The following is a 24,943-nucleotide window of genomic DNA, read 5'->3' as shown; positions in this document are numbered from 1 at the left end:
CCCTTCTTGTTGATGGCATGCGAAGCGAGACGAAATGAATGCGCATGCAAAAGGACTATAAGAGGGCATCGGACGAAGGCGCAAGATTTTTTATCGGCGATGGCGCCGATTTTCTTTTGAGCATTTCCGGGGGGGGGCAGGCGGCCGCGTCCACCAAACAGTCAGGATTTTTGCCGGACGACGTTCTGTCTAAGATCGGGACGCAAAAGCAGAAGGCGCTGATGAGCGCGTGAAGATCCACGGCGTCCGCATCGCGCCGAACAGGCTTGTCCGCCTGCTGCGCCCCAAAGCAGATTTCGGCTGAAACTCCTACAGGTTCCCTATCGCCTGTTGTTTCCGGTCATCCTCGAATAGGCTCGACCTGTTCGTTCCTTAGAAAAGCATGGGCCCTACGGCATCACTCCGTTGCCCCGTCACTCTCCGCCTCGAGGGCCCAGGAGCGCGTCCTGACATTCTACCATGGCAGCGACCACAAGCGCCGTCTGCCGGTCACGCCGTTCGACCAGGCATGAGGGTGCTGTGCGCAGGCGGTTCTGCCATCTCCCTGCGGGAACCTCGACGGGGTCGTACGGTGGGGTAGTCATGGAATTCAGGATGGCCGACGACAATTGGATCCACCTTTGCATCGACATGCAGCGCATGTTTGCCGAGCAAACGCCCTGGCATGTGCCGTGGATGCAGCAGGTGGCGCCTCAAATCCAGGAGGTCGTCGGGCGCCACGCACGGCGGACGATCGTTACGCGCTTTGTGCCGCCGAGGCAGGCTGCGGACATGTCCGGCACATGGCGGCGCTAGTATGAAAAATGGAGGGGATGACGCTCGACCGGCTCGGGCCGGAGATGGTTGACCTCCTCCCGTCCCTGAAGGCGAAGGTGCCGCCCGCAAGGATCGTGGACAAGATGACCTATTCGCCTTGGTCCACAGGCGACCTTCATCGCCTTCTGGCAGGGGAGGGAGTGGATACACTCGTCCTGTCGGGAGGAGAAACCGATGCCTGCGTTCTCGCCGCGGCACTTGGTGCCATCGACCTGGGTTACCGGGTCGTCCTCCTCAAGGACGCCGTTTGCAGCGGCGCCGACCAGACCCATGACGCTTCTCTGGAGGTGCTGGCTGATCGATTTTCGGTGCAGGTCAAGTTCCTGCAGACGGAGCAGTTGCTACGGGCAGTGTCAGCGTTGTGTTTCAGGTCTGGACTTGGCGCCACCCTCACGCTGCGTCAGTCCTCCCTTTCGTTTCCGGCCCCTCTTTTGACACCGCGTTTCGACATTTTCTGTGCGCTCACGACCATTTTCTCGAAGAATTCGAGCGGCTCGTCACCCGCCGCTCGGCTGGCTTCGAACAGCAGGCGGTTCTTTTCCAAAACCGCACCTTCTGCTTTTGCAAAGGCCGCCCAGGAGCGGAGAGGCGCTTTTTCCCGAAACGTGACAGCTATCGCTTTTGGCCCGGCCTCCAGTTTGGCGATGCCGAGCCGTGCGGCAGCAAGCTGCAGGCGGGTTCTTCTGAGGAGCAGTTTTACGTCCTGCGGCGGCTCGCCGAAGCGGTCTTCGAATTCCTCTTCCAGATCCTCCAGCGATTTCGGCGCGGAAGCTCGGCCCAGTCTGGCGTATAGATGAAGCCGAACCGCCGGATCGGACACATAGTTTGCCGGTATCCCGCCTGAAATTCCGAAGTTCAGGACTGTCCGCTCCTTCATAGCCTGCATCGGCTTGTCCTGAACCGGCTTGCGCAGCTTTGCGACCGCCTCCGCCAGCAGCGTCTGATAAAGACCAATGCCGATGGCCTTGATGTGCCCGGCCTGATGCTCGCCGGCGAGGTCGCCTCCGCCGCGCAGGTCAAAATCGCGCATGCTGATGGACAGGCCTGAGCCGAGCCGATCGTTTTCGACCAGCGTCGATAGCCGCAGCTGCGCTTCCTCGGACAATGCCATGTTCTCGTCCGTCAGGAAGGTTGCTGCACCTTGCGTGCCAGAGCGCCCGACCCGCCCGCGCAATTGATGAAGCTGCGCCAGTCCAAACAGGTCCGCGTGCCAGACGAATATGGTGTTCGCCCGGGGAACGTCGAGGCCGTTTTCGATGATGTTGGTGGCCAGCAGGATATCGCCGTCGCCCGCCGCGAAAGACACCACCGCTTCATCCATGGCCGCTGCGGGCATCTTTCCATGCGCAACCCGGATCGTCAGCTCCGGAACGATCTTGCGCAGTCGCGCCTCGACCGCTGCGATGTCCTCGATGCGCGGCACGACGACAAAGCTTTGTCCGCCGCGCCTGAACTCGCGCATCAGCGCGATGCGGACGGAAGCGTTGTCGAAGGTCGAAAGCGTGGTGCGGACCGGCAGACGCCGACGCGGCGGTGTCGTCAGCAGACTGACCTCCTGGATCCCGACCATCGCCGATTGCAGTGTCCGGGGGATGGGCGTCGCCGACATGGCAAGCACATGCAGAGAGGGGGCAAGCTTGGTCATCGCCTGCTTTTGTCGCAGTCCGAAGCGGTGTTCTTCATCGACGATGAGAAGGGCAAGGCGGGCAAAACGCACGTCTTTGGCCAGGATCGCCTGGGTCGCGACGACGATGCCAAGGCTGCCTTCGGCCAGTTCTGCCTTGAGCTGCTTTGCCTCGGAAGCCGTGACGAGCCGCGACAGCATGCCGACTGAAACACCGGAGCCCGCAAAACGTTGCTCGAAGGTGGCAAAGTGCTGACGGGCGAGAACGGTGGTCGGCGCGATCACGACGACCTGCCCTCCGGCAAGGGCAACGGCCGCTGCCGCCCGCAAGGCGATCTCGGTTTTGCCGAAGCCGACATCTCCGCAGATGAGACGGTTCATCGGGCGACCGGAAGAAAGATCCGAGAGCACGGCATCAATGGCTTCGGTCTGATCTGCCGTTTCCGCATAGGGGAAACGTCGCGTAAACGCGGTGTATGTCGCTCGCGGCGGCGCGAAGGTGTCAGCCTGCGAAGCCTCTCTCTGCCTGGCAATCCTTCCCAGGTGCCGGGCTGTCGATTGAATATCGCGGGCAATTTTCTCGCGCTTTTTCTCCCAGGCCTCGGTGTGGAGCCGATCCAGCGTGACGGTCTGTGCCTCGGATCCATAGCGCCACAATTTGCCGAAATCTTCCATCGGTACGAGAAGCGATCCGCCGTCGCGATAGTCGAGGCGCGCTGCGTCGTGGGGCACGCCGTTTATGTCGAGGCTCTGCAGGTCTTTCAGAACGCCGACACCGTGCTCTTCGTGAACCACGACATCGCCGATCTGCAGCTCCGGCTCCGCAAGGAGCAGGCGGGCGCTGTTCGTCCCGCTTGTTTGCTGGGCCGCGACGACGACAATGTTGTTCCGTTTGTCGACAAAGCCCTGCTCCAGCGCGCATGGCAGTTTGAGGAGGCTTCCGGCCTCGGCCGAGATCGCCGCCTCCCAGGTGTCGATGGGCTGGACGGTCGTCCCGGCTGCCTTTGCAAGCCGTCGAGACAGGGCTTCCAAGCTTTTGCCCGTCCCGGTGAGGACGATTTTTTGCCCCTGCTTCACGCCCTCCTGAACCAGTCGCGCCACCGACTTGCCAAAACCCAAAGCCAAGGCTTCGATGTGCTGACTGTCCTCCTGCTCGAGATTAAGGCCGTTTGCCTTCATGCCCTCAGCGTATCGATCCCATTCCGTACGGTTCAAGTAGAATGACCGCGCGGAGCCGGTGTCGGTCTCACCAAGGCGCGTACGGGCTTGCCGCGCATCTTCGATGATGTCGAGATAACGCTCAACGCGTGTTTCAGCGCCCGGGGCCAGATGTATGATCGCATCGCCCAAGACCTCCGGGACGCTCGGCATGTTCTCATAGAGGCGGCACAGGACATGTTCCATTGTCCCGGACGTCGGAGCCGCTACGTTTAGATCGGCATTCGTTGAGATGGCTTCCGTGGCCGGACCTAGACTGACCCGCTCCAGAAAGCTTTCCGTGCGCTGGGAGACGCGATCGAAGCCCCGCAGGTCCTCGACCTCATCCTTCTCCGAGACGACAATCCGCATCGGGCCCGGCGCGCCCGCAGGGTAGATGTCTATCACGCCATCGCGCACCACCACCTCGCCGGGATCGTCTGCCACACCTTCCTCGATGTAACCGGTCTGCCGGACGAATTGCGAGAAAGCCTCGCGGTCAAACCGCTGGCCCGCCGCCAGATCGAACGTGCTCTCCTCGATGACCGCCGCCGGCGGAACACGTTGCAGCATCGCTTCAAGGGAGGTGACGAGGAGTTTAGGCGGGCCGCCGGGTTCCCTCCAGATGCGCAACGCATCCATGCGTCGGCCCATGCAATGCGGAGACGGTGGCACCCGGTCGTAGGGGAGACAGTCCCAGGGCGGCAGGACAAGGAGTGGGATATCCGGAAAGAGGGCACCGACCGAAGCTGCGATTTCGTCAGCCGCACTTTCGCTAAGCGCCACATAACATGTCGGCTGTTGCGCTTCTTTCAACGCTGCAGCCAACCGCGACGCAAGCAAACCGGCGGGGTATCTCGCCTTCTTTACCTGGAGGCTTTCAGAACGAGGCGCCGCAGCCTCCCCACCTTCGTCATTTATTTTACGCACATCAAGCCGCCGATTACCGCCGGGAAATGCCGGCATGCAAGAACGACTTGGTTAGCGTTGTGTTCCCTTGCCCCAGTGGCAACGGGTTGGAGCAGACCACCGCTTGGAGCCTTGAACTGCCGGCACTGCATAAAATTGAACTGCTGTTTTTCCTTACCTTAAGGAAACAGCGCTCGTCCCACTGTGTCACCTCCGTTCGGCAGCCGGATCCCGCACCAGTCCTTGGGTAACCAAGCAACACCTATCCATTTGCCTGTTCTTGACTACGGTGTTTTCCAGGTCTTCAGCAGCATCTCCACGAACTTTTCCGCCGCAGGTGACAGAACACTGCTTCGCCTCTGCACGATGCCGATGGTTCGAGATACCACCGGGTTTACGATCGGCCGGGTGACGAGGAAAGGATGATCGTCTTGTGGTGTCGCCAGACGCGGCAAGACGGAAATCCCCAGTCCGGCTTCCACGAGGCCAAGCGAGGTGTTGAGATGGGTCACCTCATAGAACCAGTTCAATTTCAAATTGTGTCGCGCAAGCGCTCCATCGAGCAGCGTTCTGTTGCCGCTGGAGCGGTCGACAACAACCAGCGGGTAGGGCTCCAACTGATCCCATTGGATGGTTTCGAACGCCGCCAGCGAATGGTCCTTGCGCATCGCCAGCACGAACGGATCGTCTATCAGCGGCTCGAACGCCAGATCCGGATCGGAATTTCCCATCAGGTTGATGCCGAATTCGACCTCCCCACGGGCCACCGCCTGCAGGCCTTCGTTCGCAGTCAAGTCTCTGATCCGCAACCGAATATGGGGATATTGATTGCTAAAGGTTTTGATCACCGTCGGCAGGAAGTAAAACGCTGCGGTCGGAACGCAGGCCATTGTGATGAGACCCCGTCGCTGTGCTCCGTCCTTCATCGCAAAAAGCGATCCGTCGAACTCCTCCAGCATCCGCCGGACAAGCGGCATGACCTCCTGCCCCATGGCCGTTGGAGCAACATGGCGGGTGGTGCGCTCCAGAAGAGGCGCCCCGATGGCCTGTTCCAGTTTCTGGATACGGCGTGTAAGCGCCGGTTGTGAGATATGCAGCGCATCAGCGGCCCTGTGGAAGCTTTCCAGCTCAACCACAGCCTGAAATGCGCGCAAGTCCAGAATTTCGCAATTAATGCTCATTTCGCAATAAATCCTCCGAACATTGCATTTAACAGATTATCCTTCTTTCCCCATATTGCAACAACAAGCGACATTAATCCGCAGCATGCAAGACTGAGGCGAGGCCATGAACGATTTGCTCAAGATACCCTGTGTACTGATGCGTGGTGGAACATCGCGCGGGCCGTTCTTTCTCGCCTCCGATCTTCCCCATGAGCGAGCCGCGCGGGATGCTGCCCTTCTCTCCATCATGGGTTCCGGACACCCGCTGCAGATCGACGGGATTGGGGGTGGCAATCCCGTCACGTCAAAAGTCGCGATTATCGGTCCTTCCACGATCAAGGGCGCCGATGTCGACTATCTTTTTGCCCAAGTCCGTACGGACCGGCAGTATGTGGACTATTCGCCCAATTGCGGAAATATGCTGGCAGCCGTCGGTCCGTTCGCGATCGAGGCCGGGCTTCTGGCGGCGACGGGAGACGATACGCTTGTGCGCATCCATAACGTCAACACCGGCAAACTGATCGAGGCGAAGGTGCCGACGCGGGGTCGCGAGGTCATCTATCTAGGCGATGCTTCGATTGACGGCGTGCCGGGACTTGCAGCGCCCATCGCCTTGACGTTCATGGATGCCGCCGGTGCAAAAACCGGCAAGTTGCTGCCCACCGGCAAGCCTGTCGACACGATCGACGGGGTGGCGGTGACGTCCATTGATTGCGCCATTCCGATGGTGCTGATGCGCGCAGCCGATCTTAGCGTGACGGGTTACGAGGAACCGCAGGTGCTGACAGCCAATCGCGAACTCATCGAGCGCATGAGCCGCATACGCATCGAAGCCGGCAGGATGATGGGCATGGGCGACGTGGCTGACATGGTTATTCCCAAGCCGGTACTGATTGCGCCGGCGCGCAAGGGCGGCACTCTTTCGGTCCGCTATTTCATGCCGAACGACTGTCATCCGGCTCTCGCAACGACCGGTGCGGTTGGCATTGCAACCGCAGCCGTCACCGAAGGATCCATTGCCCATGATCTGGCAGGTGGTCTTTGCGTGCCGGCGATGGTGCGTATCGAACATCCGGCCGGCCGGCTCGACGTGCAACTGGAGATGCGAAACGGAGCGGTGACAGCCGGGCTGGTGAGAACGGCGCGGAGACTTTTTGAAGGCTTTGCCTTCGCCAAGCCAATGGCTGCGATTGAACACGCGGCCTGAAGACGTCCATATCGACGCATAACATCAACAGGGAGGAGACCCTCATGCGTAAATACTTGCTTGCAACAACGGCGTTCTGTGCCTTGGCAGCATCTGCCAATGCCGAGTCCATCCGAATGAGCGTAGGCTCCTACAATCTCAACAATCTCCCGTTTCCGGTTGCCGATAGCCTTGGTTTCTACAAGGATGAGGGGCTTGACGTGACAACCGAGAACTTCGCCCAGGGCGGTTCCAAGGTGCTTCAGGCCCTTGTTGCCGGGTCAACCGACGTCGCCGTCGGCTTCTACGATCATACGATCCAGATGCAGTCGCAGAACAAGCACGTGGTCGGCTTCGTCCAGCTCGCGCGCAATTCCGGCCTTGTTCTCGCCGGCAAGAACGACACGGATTTCGATCCGGCCAAACCCGAAACGATCAAGGGCAAAAAGGTCGGCATCACGTCGCCCGGGTCCTCGTCCGACTTCTTCATTCGTTACTACCTGAAGCAGCACAAACTCAGCGACGACGACATCTCCATCATCGGTGTCGGTTCGGGCGCTGCGGCCGTGGCCGCCCTGCAGCAGGGCAAGATCGACCTGCTCGTCAACTACGATCCCGCCGCGACGATCGTCGTGGAGCGCGGCCTGGGCAAGATCCTCATCGATGCCCGCAGCGATCAGGGTGCCAAGGACGTCTATGGCGGCATCTACCCGACCTCCGTGCTCTACGCGACGCAGGATTACATCAATGCCAATCCGGAACTGATCCAGAAGGTCACCAATGCGACGGTTCGGGCGCTGCACTGGATGAAACAGCATTCGGCCGAGGAAATCGTCGACAAGCTCCCCGAGGATTTCGTCTCCGGCGACAAGCAGACCTACATCAAGGCCGTTGAAGCGGCCAAGGCCATCTTCTCCGAAGATGGCAAGTTCGAGCAGGCTGACCTCGAAACGCCGCTGGCCGTTCTGAAGAGCTTCAACGACGCCGTCGCCAAGGCCACGATCGATCTCAACACAACCTACACCAACAAGTTCGTTGAGGCGGCTGCCTCGAAGAGCGGAAACTGAGGGCCCGCCATGTCTTCGCCAGTCAGAAAGCTGGAGGCCGTGACAGAACTGAAACCCAAGCCGATGGTGGCGATCGACGACGTCACCATGGCGTTTGGTTCGTTCGTGGCCGTCCAGAACGTGAACCTGAAGGTCGGTGACGGAGAGTTCCTCTCGATTGTCGGCCCGACGGGGTGCGGGAAATCCACCATCCTCAACGCCATTGCCGGGTTGCTGAAGCCTGCTGAGGGCAAGGTGTCGATCGATGGCACCGCGGTCCAGGGGGTGCAGAACAATATCGGCTATCTCTTCCAGCAGGATGCGCTTCTGCCGTGGAAAACCGCGTTCCAGAACGTCGAGCTCGGCCTTATGTTTCGCGGTGTCCCGGAAGAGGAACGCCGCGCCAAGGTTTCCGCCTGGCTTGAAAAGGTCGGCCTGAAAGGCTTCGGCGACCGTTTCCCGCACCAGCTGTCGGGGGGACAGCGCAAACGCGTCCAGATGGCGCAGGCGCTGATCACGGGCCCGAAGGTCATCTTGATGGACGAACCCTTCTCGGCGCTCGACATTCATACCCGCCACCTGATGCAGAATGAGTTGCTGCGTCTGTGGCAGGAAGATCGCCGTGCGGTGGTCATGATTACCCACGATCTGGAGGAGGCGATTGCGCTTGGAGACCGTGTCGTCGTGCTCGCTGCCGGCCCGAAGAGCCGTGTCATCGAAAGCTTCCCCGTCGATCTCGAACGGCCTCGCAATGTCGCCGAGATCAAACTCGATCCGAAATTCATGACGCTCTACCGCGATATCTGGGCGTCTCTGCGTGGCGAAGTGGAGAAAAGCTATGCAAGCCGTTAATATTCGCATCATCCAGATCGTGCTCCTGGTCGTGCTTCTGGGCGGATGGCAGCTTGGTGTCACCTCCGGTGCCATCGACCGGTTTTTCTTCCCGGCTCCCTATGACATCGTCAAACAGGTGATCGCCTGGGTCTCCGACACCGGCTTTTACAAGCATGTCGGCATCACGCTCAGCGAAACGGTGCTTGGCTACATCATCGGCACGGGTCTCGGCGTCGGCGCCGGCGTCTGGCTGGGTCTCAGCCCCTTCGTCGCCCGCGTGCTTGACCCGTTCATCAAGGCCGTAAATGCTATTCCGCGTGTCGTTCTGGCCCCCATCTTCGTTCTCTGGCTCGGTCTGGGCCTCTGGTCGAAAGTTGCACTTGCCGTCACGCTCGTCTTCTTCGTCACCTTCTTCAACGCCATGCAGGGCGTGCGCGAAGTGAACCCGGTCGTGCTGTCGAATACCCGCATCCTGGGCGCCAGGCGCTCGGATCTGCTGCGTCACGTCTACTTTCCGGCGGCGGCGACCTGGATCCTGTCGTCGCTGCGCACCTCCGTCGGCTTTGCCGTCGTCGGCGCAATCATCGGGGAATATCTCGGTGCATCCGCCGGCCTCGGCTACCTGATTGCCCGCTCGGAAGGCAATTTCGACGCGGTCGGCGTCTTTGCAGGCATCATTATCCTGGCCGTGTTCGTTCTCATCATCGACCTCATCCTCGACTTTGCAGAAAAGAGGCTGATTACGTGGCGGCCGAATGCGGGCGAGGAGCGGCCTGCGTAAGCCTTCCTGCCCAGAAAAACCAAAACAAAGGATCGGCCCCGTCGGGCCGGTCCTTTTCGTTGATCGATGGTCACCCTGGCGCGTCACATGGGATGATGGGATGCGCGGTGTTGAGAGTTCGGGCCGCGATCTGAAGCGACGGGATGTCCTCTATTCTCGGTTGGCGCAGTCCATGCCATTGTATTTATGCACGCTCTGAAGACTGAGGCTGGTTTCGCATGCAGCGATTTTCGTTGGGATCCATCGATCTTAATCTCCTGAAGGTCATCTATGCCCTCGTGATCAAGGGCAACATGACGGCGGCCGGCGAGTATATCGGCCTCTCCCAGCCCGCAATGAGCCATGCACTCAAGCGCGTGCGGGCGATCATGGGAGATGAGCTGTTCAAGAAGACGTCCGGCGGTTTTGTGATGACGCGCTTTTGCACGGAGATATTTCCCGCCGTGCGACGCATCATCGAGGACACGGAGTCCGTGATGCTGTCGCGCTTCGATTTTGAACCCGCGACCTCCAATCGCGCATTCAGAATCGGTATGAATGATTATTTTTCAGTCGTCCTGATGCCCCGCCTTCTCGAGCGTGTGCGTTCAAGGGCGCCGCACTGTGTGCTCGAGGTCATTCACATGCCGCGCACTGGAGACACGCAAAACAGAAATTTCCTTCCGGTCGTTCAGGAACATCTCGACGAGGGCGCCATCGATGTGGCCGTCATGACGGCCGACACGCTTCCGGCCCGCTATCGATGCACGTCAGTCAGACCGTCGCTGGCCATGTCGGTTTCCCAAAGCAGACTGCCATTCTGTATGATTTGAACGGTATCGATCGTTACTTCAGGTGGCGGCATTCCCGTAAGAATACCGCCGCCGCCGAACCCAAGACTGACGAAGTCGGGAGATCCGAGATTCCCAGCCTTGGGGTCCAGATGCAGAACGAGGACGAGCCGTAAAAACGCGATTGGATGGTCTGGCGGGCCGAGCCTCTTTGTTGGCGCCAGTATGTTGTCCTGGGCCTAGGCGAGTGTATGCCGCAGCACGTCCAGCGCACCCCGTGTGAGCACGTCGTCCTCCCCCATCGTGATCCGGAGACCGAATACATCCGCTGCGATCTGATAGAGGTCGTTGAGGCCATCATTGCCGATGATCGCGGCCGGATCCCCCTCCCGATACCAGCCCGCCTCGCGCGCCTGCCTGAACTCCTGGCCGATCACAAGACCGCGCACATAGGAGCGCAGCTGGTCGGCCGAGAGCCGGCCGGCAAGCCCCCCGGTGCGCGCCGAAAACAGCAGCGAGAGCATGGCGCCAGTCTCCTTTGCCTCCGCCAGGCCTTGGTGATAGGCGTCTGGATCGTCGACCGGCGGCTGGGTTGCCCCGCGCGTGATGAAGGAATGGTTCATGAGCAGCGCGAAGAGTTCGCCGGTCACGAAGGTCTGGAAGCCGTCGATGCGGCCGCCGCCGACCCTTGCCCACTTGCTGTGGGTGCCCGGGATGATGAGGGTCTGATCGGCATTCAGGCCATGGCCTGCAATCTGGGTTTCCTCTCCGCGCATCACATCGGGAAACGGCCGCCGCGCCGGATCGGTCAACCCCGGAAGGAGGACGAGATTGGAACCGTTCGGAAGCATCATCCGGACGGTTCCCTGCGCAAGCTCTGCGGGTCCGGCCGGGCAGGGCACATAGGCCACCTCGATCCAGCCATTGCGGCTGGTGATCATGCCGAGCGCTGCAACCGGTAGCGCGCCGTGCGCGGTAAGCCAGGGAGACAGGGTCGCCATCAAGGCTGCCTCGTGTTGCCCCTTGCTGAGGGTTGAGATCCCCTGGGGCGTCTCGATCACGTCAAGCTCCTGGCCGTCGGCTCCGACCAACGTTGCCCTCAATGAGGTCGTTCCCCAATCCACAACGATCGATGCCGGTTGTCCTGTCATGCTCTGCGCCTCTTCCACTCTTTTTTGCCTGAGGGCTTGTCATAAAGCGCTGGCGTATGTAGTGTCAATTAGTGAATTCATAGTGCCAATATATGATACCAATCGTGAGGGAGAGCATGATGATCGGCTTGAAGGGTATTCTGCCTGTGCTGCCAACGCCATTTCTGGCGGACGGAAGTGTCGATGAGGCAGGCATGGCGCGGCTGGTTCGCTTTGCTCTCGAGCAGGGTGTCGACGGCGTGGTGTTTCCCGGATTTGCCAGCGAGGTGGAGAACCTGGATGCCCGTGAGCGTGCAAGGCTTCTGCGCATCGTGGTTGAAACAGTGGCCGGTCGCGTGCCGGTCGTTGCCGGTGCCAGTGCTGCCGATTGGCGGGACGTGGTGGAGCATGGCCGCGTGGCTGCCGGTCTCGGTGTTGGCCACCTGATGGTGCAGCCGCCAAAATCCGTCGGCACGGACGCGCCGGCCCTCATCGATTTCCTCGGCAAGATCCTGAAGGCGCTGCCGCAGGTGGAGATCATCCTACAGAATGCACCGGCCCCGCGTGGATCCGATCTGACACCGGAGGCCATCGTCGACATCATCCACGCCCTGCCGCGCGTCACCTATGTCAAGGAAGAGACGCTGCCGGCCGGTCCCGCCATCAGTCATATCGTCGCCCATGCGCCGGAAAGCCTGAAGGGCGTGATCGGCGGCGGCGGCGCCCGCTACATTCTGGATGAATATGCGCGCGGTGCGACCGCCGCCATGCCGGCGCTGGAAATCGTCGAGGAGCATGTCGCCATCGACCGCGCCCTTGCCGCCGGCCGGCGCGACGAAGCCCGCCGGATCTATGTGCGCACCCTGCCGCTTCTGGTTCTGCAGGCCGTCTACCGCATGCGCCTGACAAAATACGTCCTGATGCGCCGCGGCATCATCGAGGGTGTCGGCGTGCGGGCGCCAACCCCCGATCTCGATGCGGCTGCCATTGCCGACATCGACGCCAACCTTCTGGAACTTGGCCTCCTCGGCAGGGAGGCCGCATGAACAGCCCCGTCTCGACGATCGAGGTCTTCACGCTCACACAACCACGCAAGGTGCCCTATCTCGGCGCGCTTCGCGAGGGGGAGGTGGTCAACCCGAACGGCTATATCGTGCGCAAGGGAAACCGCACGGTCTATCCAACCTTCGACCGCAGCGTACTTGTCCGCATGACGACGCAAGGCGGCACCGTCGGCTGGGGTGAGACCTATGGCATCGTTGCCCCGGGCGCGGTCGCGGCGCTGATCAACGATCTCCTGGCCGGCTTCGTCATCGGCCGCGATGCATCCGATCCGTCGGCGATCTACGACGACCTCTATGACATGATGCGGGTGCGCGGCTATACCGGCGGCTTCTATGTCGATGCGCTGGCCGCCCTCGATATCGCGCTTTGGGATATTGCAGGGCAGGAATCGGGCAAATCCGTTCGTGACCTGCTTGGTGGCGGTGTCGACAGCTTTTCGGCCTATGTCTCGGGTCTGCCGGAAAAAACGCTCGCGGCTCGCGGCGACCTCGCCAGATACTGGCAGGACCGCGGCTTTGATGCCTTCAAGTTTGCCACCCCCGTTGCCGATGATGGCCCGGCCGCCGAAATGGAAAACCTGCGCAGGGTCCTGGGGCCTAAGGCCAGGATCGCTGCTGACATGCACTGGAACCAGACGCCGGATCGGGCTTTGGAACTGATCGCGCAAATGGCACCGTTTGACCCCTGGTTTGCCGAGGCGCCCGTCTGGACGGAAGACATTGCAGGCCTCGAAAAAGTCTCCAAGGGTACGGATATTCCGATGGCCGTCGGCGAGGAATGGCGCACCCACTGGGACATGCGCGCCCGCATCGAGCGCTGCCGCATCGCCATCGTCCAGCCGGAAATGGGCCACAAGGGCATCACCAACTTCATCCGCATCGGCGCGCTTGCCGCCGAACACGGCATTGACGTGATCCCGCATGCGACCGTCGGCGCCGGCATTTTCCTGGCCGCCAGCCTGCAGGCCTCATCCACCCTGCCGACGCTGAAGGGCCATGAATTCCAGCATTCGATCTTCGAGCCGAACCGCCGCCTGCTGAGCGGCGACATGGATTGCCGCGACGGCCGATATCACCTGCCGTCCGGGCCGGGCCTTGGGGTTGCGCCATCGCAGGCGGCCCTTGATCTGCTCGAACGTATTTAACCGGGCTCTTTGGAGGAGGAAGCCATGACCCTGAACGTGAAAAGACTGGCGCTTGGCGCTGCAACCGCAACCTTGATGACGATGGGCAGCCTTGCCCCGGCCATGGCCGAAACCGTCCTCAAATTCATTTCCTGGCAGACCGACGATGCCGGCACGGGCGAATGGTGGCACGCCGTCATTGCCGCCTTCGAGAAGCAGCATCCCGGCGTCAGGATCGAGTTCACCAAGGCCGAACGCAGCGCCTATGCCGATACGATGACGACGCTGTTTGCCGCAAACCAGCCGCCGCAGATCGTCCATCTCGCCTCCTTCGAATTCCAGATGTTCGCCGACAGCGGCTGGCTGGAGCCGCTCGGCCCGTGGCTGAAAAAGGACGGCATCGACATGACCGGCTGGGCCGGCCAGCAGAAATGCGAATGGAACGGCGAAACCGTCTGCATCATGACGAATTATTTCGGCTTCGTCATGGCCTACAACAAGAAGATCCTCAATGAAGCCGGCGTCGCCGTGCCGAAGACCTATGACGAATTCCTGGCAGCAGCCAAGGCGACGACCAAGGATCTGAACGGCGACGGCATCATCGACCAGTTCGGCACCGGCCATGAAACCAAGGGCGGTCCGGGCCAGTACCTGACCGAAATGCTGAACTACATCATCGATGCGAAGGCCTACTGGACCGACAAGGACGGCAATATCACCATCGATACGCCGGAAATGGTCGAGGGGCTCACCCGCTGGAAGACCGTGATGAAAAGCGGCGTCAGTCCCGTGGACATGAGCGCGAGCGATGTGCGCAAACTGTTTGCTGACGGCAAAATGGCCATGCGTCTGGACGGCCCATGGCTCTATGGCACGACCGAAAAGGGAACCGCCAAGAGCGACATCGTCTATACCGTGCCGCCGTTCACGCCGCCGCTTGGAGGCTCCTCCAACGTGCTTGCCATGCCCGCAGACATTCCTGACGACCAGAAGGCTCTTGTCTGGGATTTCATCAAGCTGACAATGACGCCGGAATTCCAGCGCAGTTACGCCACGATGGGCGGCAATACGCCTCCGAGCCCGAAGGCCGATGTCTCCGGCGTCGAAAAGACCATTCCGCATTTTCCGGTCCTCATCCAGACGATGAAGGAAGCCGCCGCCGCGGGCATCGACCGCGTGCCGACGGGTCTCGAACTCTACTACAACGAGTTCAGCAAGATGGTGATGGAAGAGACGCAGCGGATGATCATCCAGGATCTTGATCCGGCAGCCGTCGCAAAGACGATGCAGGCGAAGGCCGAGGCGATCAAGGGCTGAGGCGATCTTCAGGGCAGGGGCCTCTTGCGGCCCCCGCACCACTTTCAGCATCCGGCAGGAGAACCATCCATGACCGACACCGTCCAGGCGGGGCGGCGCAAGTTCTTTGACCTTGCGCGCCCCAGCCGGCAGCATCTTCTAGGCTACATCCTGATCGCTCCGGCGGTGCTGATGGTAGCCGCCATCATCGTCTGGCCGCTGATTCTGGCGATCGACCTGTCGTTCCAGCAGGTGAAGATTCCTAGGCTCGGCGGTGCCAGCCGACCGTTCTCGATAAGCAACTACACCTGGCTTTTTTCCTCGCAGGAATTCTGGCTGGCCTGCTGGGTCACGCTCAAGCTCGTGGTCATCGTGACCGCCGGAAGCGTGGCCGTTGGCCTCAGCACCGCGCTTCTTGCCAACAACCGCTTCAGGGGGCGCACGGTCGCGCGTCTCGGCATGGCTCTGCCCTGGGCGGTGCCGGAAATCATCGCCGTCGTCATCTTCGCCTGGATGTTCGACACGTCCTTCGGCCTGTTCGGCTGGCTGGCGATCCAGCTCGGCTTCGCCGACCAGATGATCCCGTGGGTCAGCAGTTCCACGGCGGCCTTCTGGGCCGTGGCAATCACCATGGTGTGGAAGGGCTTTCCCTTCGTTTCGATCATGTGCCTTGCCGGATTGCAGTCGATCCCGTCCGACTATTACGCAGCCGCCAAGGTGGATGGGGCGAGCGTCTGGCAGCGCTTCCGCTGGATCACCATGCCGCTTCTGATGCCCGTTCTCGGCGTCACGCTGGTGCTGACGCTGCTTTGGGTGTTCCGGGATTTTTCGATCATCAAGGTGCTGACCGGCGGCGGACCGCTGCGCTCCACCCAGACGCTCTCGATCATGACCTATGACCAGGCCTTCCAGTATCACAACTTCGGCCGCGCTGCAGCGGTGGGCGTTGTGACGCTCGTCATCTGCATCATTGCCAGCCTGCTGATGCTCGGCCGGCGTTCGAAATCGATCTATTGAGGAGGCTCTGATGAAACGTAGCTTCGCCCAAAGCCTTGCTCTCTATGCCACCGTGATCTTCACGCTGGCGATGATCCTTTTCCCGGTCTACTGGCTGCTCGTCACGGCGCTGTCGACCACGAATGAACTCTACCGCCTGCCGCCGACCTTCTGGCCGGCCGACCCGCAATGGGGCATTTTCGCCCGCGTCTGGGCGGCAAAACCGATCCTCCTGTGGCTGTGGAACTCCATGCTGGCGGCCGTCGGCTCGGTCGCGCTCTCCATGCTGGTCTCCGTCAGTGCCGGTTACGCGCTGTCGCGCTACTCGATGCGGGGAGGGGCAACGATGGGCCTCTTCGTGCTCACCGCCAAGATGCTGCCGGCCACCCTGCTGGTCATCCCGCTCTTCTCGATCTTTTCGAGTTTCGGCTTGATCGGTAGCCTCTGGACGCTGGTGCTTGCCCATTCCACCATGATCATCCCCTTCGCCACGTGGATGCTGAAAGGCTATTTCGACACCATCCCGAAGGAGCTTGAACAGGCGGCCATGGTGGATGGCTGCTCGCCGATCGGAGCGATGGTGCGCGTCGTGTTGCCCATCGCAACGCCGGGGCTTGCCGCCACGGCACTCTATGCCTTCGTGCTGAGCTGGGCCGATTATGCCTATGCCCGCACGTTCCTCGTCAATTCCCCTGACAACTGGACGGCCAATCTCGGCATCACGACGATGCAGGGCGAATATGTCACCTACTGGAACGACATTTCCGCCGCATCGGTGTTCATCGCCGTGCCGATCATCGCAATCTACCTGTTCCTCGAACGTTATTTGGTCGGCGGCCTCACCGCTGGCGCGGAGAAATAAGCATGGCCAATATTTCCATTCGCAATGTCAGCAAGTCCTATGGCGCCCTCAACGTTCTGAGGCCCTTTTCGCTGGAAATCGAGGATGGCGAGTTCGTGGTGCTGGTTGGCCCGTCCGGCTGCGGCAAGTCGACGATGCTGAAGATCCTCGCGGGCCTTGAGCCCGCCAGCGAAGGCCAGATCTTCATCGGCGAGCGGGAGGTCACCGATCTCTCCCCCGGCGATCGCGATATCGCCATGGTCTTCCAGAACTACGCGCTCTACCCGCACCTGACCGTCCGGCAGAACATCGGGTTCGGACTGAAGATGCGCGGCACGGACAAGGCGGAACTGGACCGGCGTGTCGACGATGCGGCGCGCATTCTGGAGGTGACGCCCTATCTGGATCGCAAACCGAAGGATCTCTCCGGCGGCCAGCGCCAGCGCGTCGCTCTCGGGCGGGCGATCGTGCGCCAGCCCCAGGCTTTTCTCATGGACGAACCCCTGTCCAACCTCGATGCCAAGCTGCGCGTCCACATGCGCGCCGAAATCGGGGCGCTGCACAAGCGCATCGGCGTGACCACCGTCTACGTCACCCACGACCAGGTGGAGGCGATGACCATGGCGGATCGCGTCGTCATCATGCAGGGCGGCATCATCCAGCAGATCGCCGCCCCGGACGAACTCTTCAACAATCCCGCCAATCTCTTCGTCGCCGGCTTCATCGGGTCGCCCGGCATGAACTTTCTGAACGCCGACCTCACCGCAGGACGCCTGACGGCCTTCGGCCAGCAGATGGAACTCACAAGGGCTACCGACCACCAAGGCCCGGTGATCGTCGGAGTGCGGCCCGAGCACCTGACGCTCAACGACGCGCCGGTGACGTTTGGCGTGCGCCCGACGCTGGTGGAAAGCCTCGGATCGGAAAAATACGTCTATTTCGATACCGAAGGCGCCCGGATCGCCGATGGCGAGGATGGCAAGACCAAGGGGCTGATCGCCCGGGTATCCCACAGCGGGCCGTTGCCGCGGCAGGAGGAGCTGCGGCTCGGCTTTGATCCCGCCCATCTCTATCTGTTCGATGCCAGGACGGGGGCGCGGCTATGATCCTCGTTACCGGATCGGCCGGCCGCGTCGGTCGCGGCGTTGTCGCAGCCTTGCGGGCAAACGGGCGGCCCGTGCGCGGGTTTGACCTGCGGCCTTCGGGAATGGGGGGCGACGAGGTCGTCGGCTCGCTGGAGGATGCCGCCCGCCTCGCCGAGGCGACCGTCGGGGTGAGCGCCATCGTGCATCTCGGCGCCTTCATGTCCTGGGACCCCGCGGATGGCGAGCGCATGTTCGGCGTCAATGTCGATGGCACCCGCCGTCTTCTGGCTGCCGCCGCGGCGGCCAAAATCAAGCGCTTCGTCTTTGCCTCCTCGGGCGAGGTCTATCCGGAGAACCGTCCGGACTATCTGCCGGTGACGGAGGACCACCCGCTCAATCCGAATTCGCCTTATGGCCTGACCAAGCTCCTCGGCGAGGAGCTGGTGCGGTTTTTCGAGCGAACCGGCGCGTTCGAGACGGTGATCCTGCGCTTTTCGCACACGCAGGATGCCTCAGAGCTTCTCGATGAGGAGAGTTTCTTTTCAGGCCCGCGCTTTTTCCTGCGCCCGCGGATCCGGCAGCAGCAGACGTTCGGCAACACCGCCAATGCCGATCTCCTGCGCTCCAGGGATATCGGTAGGCCCGCCCATGTGCTCGCCCGCAACGAGAATGGCAGGCCCTTTCGCATGCACATCACCGAGACGCGCGACATGGTCGCGGGCGTTCTTCTCGCACTCGATCATCCCGATGCGGCGGGCGGCATCTTCAATCTCGGCTCGGACGAGCCCGTCGATTTTGCCGTGCTCCTGCCCCAGATGGCGGCACGAACCGGACTTCCCGTCGTGCCAGTCGATTTTCCCGGCGCCGGCGTCTATTACCATACGTCAAACGCACGGATCAGAAACACGTTGGGGTTTGAAGCGAGATGGACGATGGAGCGGATGCTGGACGAGGCAATGGCCGCAAGACGGCAGCGCTTCGGTCGGGAGGGGACACCGTGAAGCCGGAGACGCCGGGGGGAACGGCAGCGCTTTCCAAGGGGCTTTCGCTGCTCGACATGGTGGCAGACGCCCCCGAACCGTTGCGGTTTGCCGAATTGCTGCGGGCGTCAGGCCTGCCGAAACCGACCTTTGCGCGCATTCTGCGCACCCTCATCGCCTACGGATTGGTGCGCCAGGACGAGGCCCGCGGGACCTATGTGCTTGGGCAGCGCTTTCTGGAAATGTCGCACAAGGTCTGGGAGAGCTTTGATCTCGTCTCCGCAGCCACACCCGAACTGGAACGGCTGGCCGCCGAACTGGGCGAGACCGTCGCCCTGTGCCGTCTGGACGGTGTGACGGCGCAGTATCTGGCGGAACGCTCGCCCAATGGCGTTTCCGTCCGCGTCGAAGTGGGCCGCCGGGTACCGCTCCACTGCACGGCACCGGGCAAGACGCTGCTTGCTTTCCAGGATCCCGCCGTCGGACGGGCGCTTCTCGACCGGCTGACGCTCGACGCCCATACGCCTCATTCCGTCACCACGCTTGAGGCGCTGCAGGCTGATCTCACCCTCACGCGCGCCCGCGGCTATGCAATCTCCTATGAAGAGCATCTGCCGGGGGTCAATTCCGTTGCAGCCCCGGTGATGGGGCGCGACAACACGCCGATCGGGGTCCTGGTGGCGCTTGGGCCGTCGTCGCGTCTCGAAGCCTCCAATATTCATCCGGCCGGGCGCGAGCTGATTGCTGCGGCCCGGCGCATTACGGGGGCCGCCGGCGCCGTTGCCATCAGTTCGCGGCCACGCCCGCGTTCGGCCGTCAGCCGGCCGACGGCGGATCTCAGTTGCATTCTTCCCTGGGGCGCCCAGCTCGGCGAAAGCCCGGTCTGGCACGAGGGCGAAAACGTGCTCTACTGGGTGGATATCCTGCACCCCTCCGTTCATCGTTTCGATCCGGCAACGGGCCGCAATGAGACGGCGGAAACCGGAAAGCTGGTCAGCGCCGTCATTCCGGTGAGCCAGGACCGCCTGCTGGTTGCCTCGCAGGACGGTCTGGAATGGCTCGATTTCGCCTCCGGACGCCTCACGCCCTTCGTGAACCCGGAAGGCGGCATTGCCGACAACCGCCTCAACGACGCCAAATGCGGACCGGACGGTGCCGTCTGGGTCGGCTCGATGCGCATCGATGCCTCCAAGCCGACCGGCGCTCTTTATCGGATCACCCCGGCCGGCGCGTTTGAACGCAAGGAAGGCGGCATCATTGTCTCGAACGGGCTGGGCTGGAGCCCGGACGGGCGGACATTCTACTTCGTCGATACGGTTCCGGGGCTGATCCACGCCTATGACTGCGATCCGTCGATCGGAGCGCTGTCGGGCCGCCGCGACTTTGCCCGCATCCCCGTCGCCGACGGCCGCCCCGATGGGTTGGCCGTCGATGCGCAAGGCGGGGTGTGGTGCGCGGTCTGGGACGGGTGGTGCGTGAGGCGCTACCTGCCCAACGGCAAGCTCGACCAGGTCATCGAACTGCCCGTTCCGCGCCCGACGAGCATCGCCTTTGGCGGACCGGACCTGTCGACCCTGTTTATCACCAGCGCCCGCACACGCCTGCCTGCCTCCGCGCTTGCCGACGCGCCACTATCGGGCGGCCTGTTTTCTTGCCGTCCCGGCGTCTCCGGCGCCCGCGTTCAATTGTTTGAGGGATAAATATGCGTCTGGAGACCCTGTTTGGCCTAAAGGGCCGCACCGCCCTTGTCACCGGATCGAGCCGCGGCATCGGGGCCGCGATTGCCGAAGGGCTGGCAGGTGCCGGGGCGCACGTCATCCTGCACGGCATCCGGGAGGGAAGTACCGCGGGCGTTGAGCAGCGCATCGCCAAGGCCGGCGGTACGGCGCAGGAACTTGCCGGCGATCTCTCTGTGGCAGGAGCAGGCCTGGACCTCATCGAACGGGCCGAAGCGATCGCGCCGGTGGATATCCTGGTCATCAATGCCAGTGCGCAGATCAACGCGCCGCTAAGCGCGCTCACCGCAGACGATCTGGCATTCCAGCTGACGGTCAACCTGGTCTCGACCGTCGACATGCTGCAGGCCGCCCTGCCGCGGATGGCGGCCCGAAAGTGGGGAAGGGTCGTCTCCATCGGATCGGTGAACCAGTTGCGGCCGAAGGGCATCGTCACGGCCTATGCGGCGACGAAGGCTGCGCAAAACAACCTCATCCAGAGCCAGGCGCGCGACTATGCCCGCGACAATGTGCTGCTCAACACGCTCGCACCCGGTCTCATCGATACCGACCGCAACGCCGATCGCCGCGACAACGACCCGGAAGGCTGGGCCGAATACACCCGCACACTGAACTGGATGGGCCGCGCCGGCCATGCGGAAGAAATGGTGGGCGCGGCCATTTTCCTGTCATCCCAGGCCTGCAGCTTCATGACCGGCGAAACCATCTTCCTGACGGGAGGCTACTAAAGGACAGCCTTAGTGAGGGCATCTCGATTGCAGCACACTGTAGAGCGGCAGAGTGTGTGACACCCGGCGATTACATCGGCAACAGGGCGCAGTTCCATTGTCTACACTGTTCATTTGTCATTCTGCCGCGCCACCGATCAGCATACACTCAGCAATGGAAGTATCAGTCACTTGGGGAGACCGATTTGAACGTCGCAGGTTCATATCCGTTCAAGAGCAAACAGGGGTGTCCCTTTAAGCTATATGCGGTCACTACAGATTGATGAGAAAAATCCATAAGGCTGAGCGATAGCCAATGTCTAATCACCGGTAGCGCCATTCACTAGGTTTAGCGGCGAAGCTTAGCCAAGAGAAGGAAGCTCTGCCGTGAAGACAATTTTTCCAGGTACCCCGCAGAACGTCGATGGGGATATGAATATGGGGCGCCGCAATTTGCTGGTGATGACCGGCGTTGGCATCGCTGCTGCGGGTGCCGCCACAGTGATGAGCACTGCCGATGCGCAGGCGCAAGGCGCTCGCGACACCTGGGACAAGGTTTTCCCGAAGAGTGACAAGGTCGACCATCAGAAGGTCAGCTTCAAGAACCGCTACGGCATCACCCTTTCCGGCGACCTCTATCAGCCGAAGAACCGCAATGGCCGGACGCTGGCGGCAATCGTCGTCGGCGGACCGTTCGGCGCGGTGAAAGAGCAGTCATCCGGCCTTTATGCGCAGATCATGGCGGAGCGGGGCTTTGCCACCCTGGCGTTTGATGGCTCCTTCACCGGTGAAAGTGGCGGCGAACCGCGCAACATCGCCTCACCGGACATCAACACCGAGGATTTCAGCGCCGCCGTCGATTACATTGGCCTGCGTCCGGAGGTCGATCGCGAACGGATCGGCATGATCGGCGTCTGCGGCTGGGGTGGTTTCGCGCTGAACGCGGTGGCCGTCGACAAGCGCGTGAAGGCCGCCGTCGCCAGCACAATGTATGACATGGCGCGCGTGATGTCGCAGGGCTACAACGACAGCGTGACGCTCGAACAGCGCACGCAGACGCTGGATCGGCTGAGCCATCAGCGTTGGGTCGACGTGGCAAGCAGCAACACCGTCTACCAGCCGCCCTACAATATCCTGAAGGGTGGCGAGCCGCAATTCCTCATCGATTACCACGATTACTACATGACGCCCCGCGGCTATCACAAGCGGGCCGTCAACTCCGGCAATGCCTGGTCGCAGACCACGCCGCTCTCCTTCATGAACATGCCGATCCTGACCTATATCGCCGAGATCTCGCCGCGTCCGGTGCTGTTCGTGCATGGGGAGAAGGCGCATTCCCGCTACTTCGCGGAAACCGCCTTTGCCGCCGCGGCGGAGCCGAAGGAACTGGTCATCGTTCCGGGAGCAAATCACGTCGATCTTTATGACCAGGTCGACAAGATTCCATTCGACAAGATCCAGTCCTTCTTCACCCAGCACCTGACGGCCTGATTGCCAATCTCAGCTTCCGCAGGTCGCCCGGCGCATCATGTCGTCGGGCGGCGCCTGATCACGCGGATTGGCTCCTGCGGATACAGTCTTGAGCAAAGCCATCCGCATTCCTTCTGAATTCCCTCAAACACCATGCCCCGGCAGGTAGCCCGCAGCGGCTGATACCTCGCTCACCTGAAGGAGATGAACATGCACGTCGCCGTGGTTTATGACAGTGGCTATGGCCATACCAGGAAACAGGCCGAGGCCGTCGCGTCCGGCGCCGCGCGGATCGAAGGGGTAACGGTCGCGCTTGTCGCGCTGGCAGACGGCGAGCCTGACTGGGTGGCGATCGAAGCCGCCGATGCGGTCATCTTCGGTTCCCCCACCTATAACGGCACGATCTCCGCGCGCTTCAAGGCCTTCATGGAAGCGTCCACCCGCCAGGCATGGGTTCCCCAGACATGGCGCAACAAGATCGCAGCGGGCTTCACCAATTCCGGCTCCTGGCACGGCGACAAGCTGAATTCGCTGGTGACGCTCGTCTTGTTTGCGGCCCAGCACGGTATGATTTGGACCGGCCTTGATCTCTTCCCCGGCCATTCCGATGAGGCCAGGAACCGGATTGGCGGCTGGCTGGGCGCGATGGCCTATTCCAAGGATGAGCCGCCGGAGCTATCGCCGATCAGGAGCGATCTCGACACGGCCGCCTATCTGGGCGAGCGTGTCGCGAGGATTGCATCGCAGTTCGCACGCGGTGCGGAGTGAGGAGCCAGATGCCGATGCTGATGCCGATGACTGGGTCGGGGTCAGGCATCGCGCAGGCGCGAACGTGCACCACGCCGCCCATCTTGCCCGTGCATGAACCGACATCAGCCTATCCAGGCCTGTATTCGGCGTGCCGGACGTCCGGCCGCTGCTTCGGTCAATGGGGTCATTGATGAAGAGAGCTCATGGCTATGTACGGATCCCACGGACTAATGCCGTGCATGTTCCTTTGGTAATATTCATCCACACCATGCGCTGGCGTAAGCCGCACCTTCAATACGCCAAGGAGATGACATGTCTACAATCCAAACGAATACGCCATGGACTGGCGACGGCTGGGAGCGGGCTATGCCGTTGCGGTCATGGCGGTCCTGGGCCTCTTTGCGGTCGATATCGTTTGCTGCATGATGTGCCCACCGATCCAGGTGTAGTGCGACGGCAGAGCGCTGATCGGCAGCAACCTGCATGCCGATCAAGATTGGCATCACTGTTCAGGTTCTCAACGATGGTCACCACCCGTCGCGACATCTCCCGGCTTGTTTGCGCGCTCGTCTTTGCTGTCATGACGACCTTCGGTCCTGCACTGGCCGAGAGCCGCCCGTCCGTGGTCGGCACGGTCGTTCGATTTACCGCAGGCGCGGCGTCGGTCGATGTCACCATCGGGCAGGACAATCCGACAGTGCGGGATTTCCTGTCGCTCCTGCCGTTGACGATGAAGCTCGAGGAGTTCGCCGGCCGTGAGAAGATCGGCTATTTCTCCCGGAAGCTGACGGTGAAAGGCTCCGAGGGGTCGGATCCGGAAGACGGTGATCTCATCTACTTCGTGCCGTGGGGCAATCTCGGTTTCTACTACAACGCCTCGGGCATCGACTACTCGGACCAGACGATCCATATCGGCAAGTATCGGGCCACGCCTGCCGAACTTGCCCGATTTGAGGGCCAGTCGGTGACCGTTGAAATCGTCAAGTAGTCATGAATCATGCGTGAAGGCATTGGGTTCGAAGAAGGAATGCATCTTTGATCAGCCTGACCATTGGCACTCTCCAGATCCGTGCCGAACTGGAGCAGCACGCCGCCGCACGTGAATTCAAAAACCTCCTGCCACTGAGCCTCGCGATGAAGGATTATGTCGGCAAGGAAAAGATCGGTTTCCTGCCGCAGAAACTCGCTAGCCGGGGGATGGAGCCTTATGACGGTGAGGCGGTGGGCGATCTGGCCTACTACGCGCCCTGGGGCAACATTGCCATCTTCTATCGGCCCTATCGCTTTTCCCGTGGCCTTGTAAGGCTCGGCCGCCTGCTCGATCCGCTCGATCCTCTTCTCATCGACCACCCCTTTACAACCTGCTGGTTCCAGCTTGAATGCAACGCGACTTCGAAAGCTACAAGCATTGCCCTTCCAGAGCCAATAGATGTCTGCT

22 protein-coding genes and 1 pseudogene are annotated in these 24,943 nt (G+C 61.6%); 20 read left to right on the top strand and 3 right to left on the bottom strand.

Annotation, left to right across the window (positions count from 1 at the left end):
• Positions 1-38: 38 nt before the first annotated feature.
• On the top strand, positions 39-233 hold the full coding sequence (locus tag ACEXP3_RS08900; protein WP_377296927.1) for a hypothetical protein: 195 nt from the start codon (positions 39-41) through the stop codon (positions 231-233).
• A gap of 361 nt (positions 234-594) precedes the next feature.
• Positions 595-1,169 (top strand): annotated as a pseudogene (locus ACEXP3_RS08895) (cysteine hydrolase family protein); the annotation flags it as partial.
• Between the two features lie 47 nt (positions 1,170-1,216).
• Here ACEXP3_RS08895 and ACEXP3_RS08890 read toward each other — a convergent pair.
• Positions 1,217-4,603 carry a DEAD/DEAH box helicase gene (locus tag ACEXP3_RS08890; RefSeq protein WP_377296925.1) on the bottom strand — a complete coding sequence of 1,129 codons (3,387 nt, stop codon included), beginning with the start codon at positions 4,601-4,603 and terminating at the stop codon, positions 1,217-1,219.
• Between the two features lie 227 nt (positions 4,604-4,830).
• Positions 4,831-5,727: a LysR family transcriptional regulator gene (locus tag ACEXP3_RS08885; protein WP_377296924.1), complete on the bottom strand. Its 897-nt coding sequence runs from the start codon at positions 5,725-5,727 to the stop codon at positions 4,831-4,833.
• A gap of 106 nt (positions 5,728-5,833) precedes the next feature.
• Between ACEXP3_RS08885 and ACEXP3_RS08880 the strand changes: the two genes are divergently transcribed.
• The 5 genes from ACEXP3_RS08880 to ACEXP3_RS08860 all read left to right on the top strand — a co-directional run bounded on the left by ACEXP3_RS08880 (position 5,834) and on the right by ACEXP3_RS08860 (position 10,368).
• Positions 5,834-6,916: a 4-oxalomesaconate tautomerase gene (locus ACEXP3_RS08880; RefSeq protein WP_377296923.1), complete on the top strand. Its 1,083-nt coding sequence runs from the start codon at positions 5,834-5,836 to the stop codon at positions 6,914-6,916.
• 44 nt (positions 6,917-6,960) lie between these two features.
• Positions 6,961-7,962 carry an ABC transporter substrate-binding protein gene (locus ACEXP3_RS08875; protein WP_377296921.1) on the top strand — a complete coding sequence of 334 codons (1,002 nt, stop codon included), beginning with the start codon at positions 6,961-6,963 and terminating at the stop codon, positions 7,960-7,962.
• A 9-nt stretch (positions 7,963-7,971) separates the two neighbouring features.
• Complete coding sequence (locus tag ACEXP3_RS08870) at positions 7,972-8,793, top strand: ABC transporter ATP-binding protein (protein WP_377296920.1); 822 nt, start codon at positions 7,972-7,974, stop codon at positions 8,791-8,793.
• A complete protein-coding gene (locus ACEXP3_RS08865) occupies positions 8,780-9,556 on the top strand; it encodes an ABC transporter permease (protein WP_210106938.1) in 777 nt (258 codons plus the stop codon). Before ACEXP3_RS08870 ends, ACEXP3_RS08865 begins: the two co-directional genes overlap by 14 nt.
• 218 nt (positions 9,557-9,774) lie before the next feature.
• A complete protein-coding gene (locus tag ACEXP3_RS08860) occupies positions 9,775-10,368 on the top strand; it encodes a LysR family transcriptional regulator (RefSeq protein ID WP_377296919.1) in 594 nt (197 codons plus the stop codon).
• Between the two features lie 197 nt (positions 10,369-10,565).
• On the opposite strand, the gene ACEXP3_RS08855 is transcribed toward ACEXP3_RS08860, so the two are convergent.
• The gene (locus ACEXP3_RS08855) at positions 10,566-11,477 is read right to left on the bottom strand and encodes a 2-dehydro-3-deoxygalactonokinase (RefSeq protein ID WP_377296918.1); all 912 of its coding nucleotides are present in this window, start codon (positions 11,475-11,477) and stop codon (positions 10,566-10,568) included.
• Positions 11,478-11,593: 116 nt separating this feature from the next.
• Between ACEXP3_RS08855 and ACEXP3_RS08850 the strand changes: the two genes are divergently transcribed.
• From ACEXP3_RS08850 to ACEXP3_RS08790, 13 genes are all read left to right on the top strand, one after another.
• Positions 11,594-12,502, top strand: coding sequence for a dihydrodipicolinate synthase family protein (locus ACEXP3_RS08850; protein ID WP_377297195.1), 909 nt, complete (start codon positions 11,594-11,596; stop codon positions 12,500-12,502).
• Positions 12,499-13,665 carry a mandelate racemase/muconate lactonizing enzyme family protein gene (locus ACEXP3_RS08845; RefSeq protein WP_377296917.1) on the top strand — a complete coding sequence of 389 codons (1,167 nt, stop codon included), beginning with the start codon at positions 12,499-12,501 and terminating at the stop codon, positions 13,663-13,665. The genes ACEXP3_RS08850 and ACEXP3_RS08845 overlap by 4 nt, the downstream gene beginning before the upstream one ends.
• Before the next feature lie 24 nt (positions 13,666-13,689).
• On the top strand, positions 13,690-14,961 hold the full coding sequence (locus tag ACEXP3_RS08840) for an ABC transporter substrate-binding protein (RefSeq protein ID WP_377296916.1): 1,272 nt from the start codon (positions 13,690-13,692) through the stop codon (positions 14,959-14,961).
• 69 nt (positions 14,962-15,030) lie between these two features.
• Positions 15,031-15,957: a carbohydrate ABC transporter permease gene (locus ACEXP3_RS08835; protein WP_210107162.1), complete on the top strand. Its 927-nt coding sequence runs from the start codon at positions 15,031-15,033 to the stop codon at positions 15,955-15,957.
• Positions 15,958-15,967: 10 nt separating this feature from the next.
• Complete coding sequence (locus ACEXP3_RS08830) at positions 15,968-16,798, top strand: carbohydrate ABC transporter permease (protein ID WP_210107161.1); 831 nt, start codon at positions 15,968-15,970, stop codon at positions 16,796-16,798.
• Positions 16,799-16,800: 2 nt separating this feature from the next.
• Entirely contained in the window at positions 16,801-17,883 is a 1,083-nt protein-coding gene (locus tag ACEXP3_RS08825; protein WP_377296915.1) for an ABC transporter ATP-binding protein, read from the top strand.
• A complete protein-coding gene (locus ACEXP3_RS08820) occupies positions 17,880-18,863 on the top strand; it encodes an NAD-dependent epimerase/dehydratase family protein (protein WP_377296914.1) in 984 nt (327 codons plus the stop codon). Before ACEXP3_RS08825 ends, ACEXP3_RS08820 begins: the two co-directional genes overlap by 4 nt.
• Positions 18,860-20,542 carry an SMP-30/gluconolactonase/LRE family protein gene (locus ACEXP3_RS08815; protein WP_377296913.1) on the top strand — a complete coding sequence of 561 codons (1,683 nt, stop codon included), beginning with the start codon at positions 18,860-18,862 and terminating at the stop codon, positions 20,540-20,542. Before ACEXP3_RS08820 ends, ACEXP3_RS08815 begins: the two co-directional genes overlap by 4 nt.
• Before the next feature lie 2 nt (positions 20,543-20,544).
• On the top strand, positions 20,545-21,306 hold the full coding sequence (locus ACEXP3_RS08810; protein ID WP_377296912.1) for an SDR family NAD(P)-dependent oxidoreductase: 762 nt from the start codon (positions 20,545-20,547) through the stop codon (positions 21,304-21,306).
• Positions 21,307-21,717: 411 nt separating this feature from the next.
• Complete coding sequence (locus tag ACEXP3_RS08805) at positions 21,718-22,776, top strand: alpha/beta hydrolase (protein WP_377297194.1); 1,059 nt, start codon at positions 21,718-21,720, stop codon at positions 22,774-22,776.
• Between the two features lie 189 nt (positions 22,777-22,965).
• Positions 22,966-23,523, top strand: coding sequence for a flavodoxin family protein (locus ACEXP3_RS08800; RefSeq protein ID WP_377296911.1), 558 nt, complete (start codon positions 22,966-22,968; stop codon positions 23,521-23,523).
• 505 nt (positions 23,524-24,028) lie between these two features.
• The gene (locus ACEXP3_RS08795; protein ID WP_377296910.1) at positions 24,029-24,493 is read left to right on the top strand and encodes a cyclophilin-like fold protein; all 465 of its coding nucleotides are present in this window, start codon (positions 24,029-24,031) and stop codon (positions 24,491-24,493) included.
• A gap of 47 nt (positions 24,494-24,540) precedes the next feature.
• On the top strand, positions 24,541-24,943 hold a 403-nt coding region (locus ACEXP3_RS08790), incomplete at its 3' end, for a cyclophilin-like fold protein (protein ID WP_377296909.1).

Origin of the sequence: Neorhizobium fuzhouense, from assembly GCF_042611105.1 — a bacterium.
Taxonomy (GTDB): Bacteria; Pseudomonadota; Alphaproteobacteria; order Rhizobiales; family Rhizobiaceae; genus Neorhizobium; species Neorhizobium galegae_A.
This window is presented reverse-complemented; position numbering and strand designations above follow the sequence as displayed.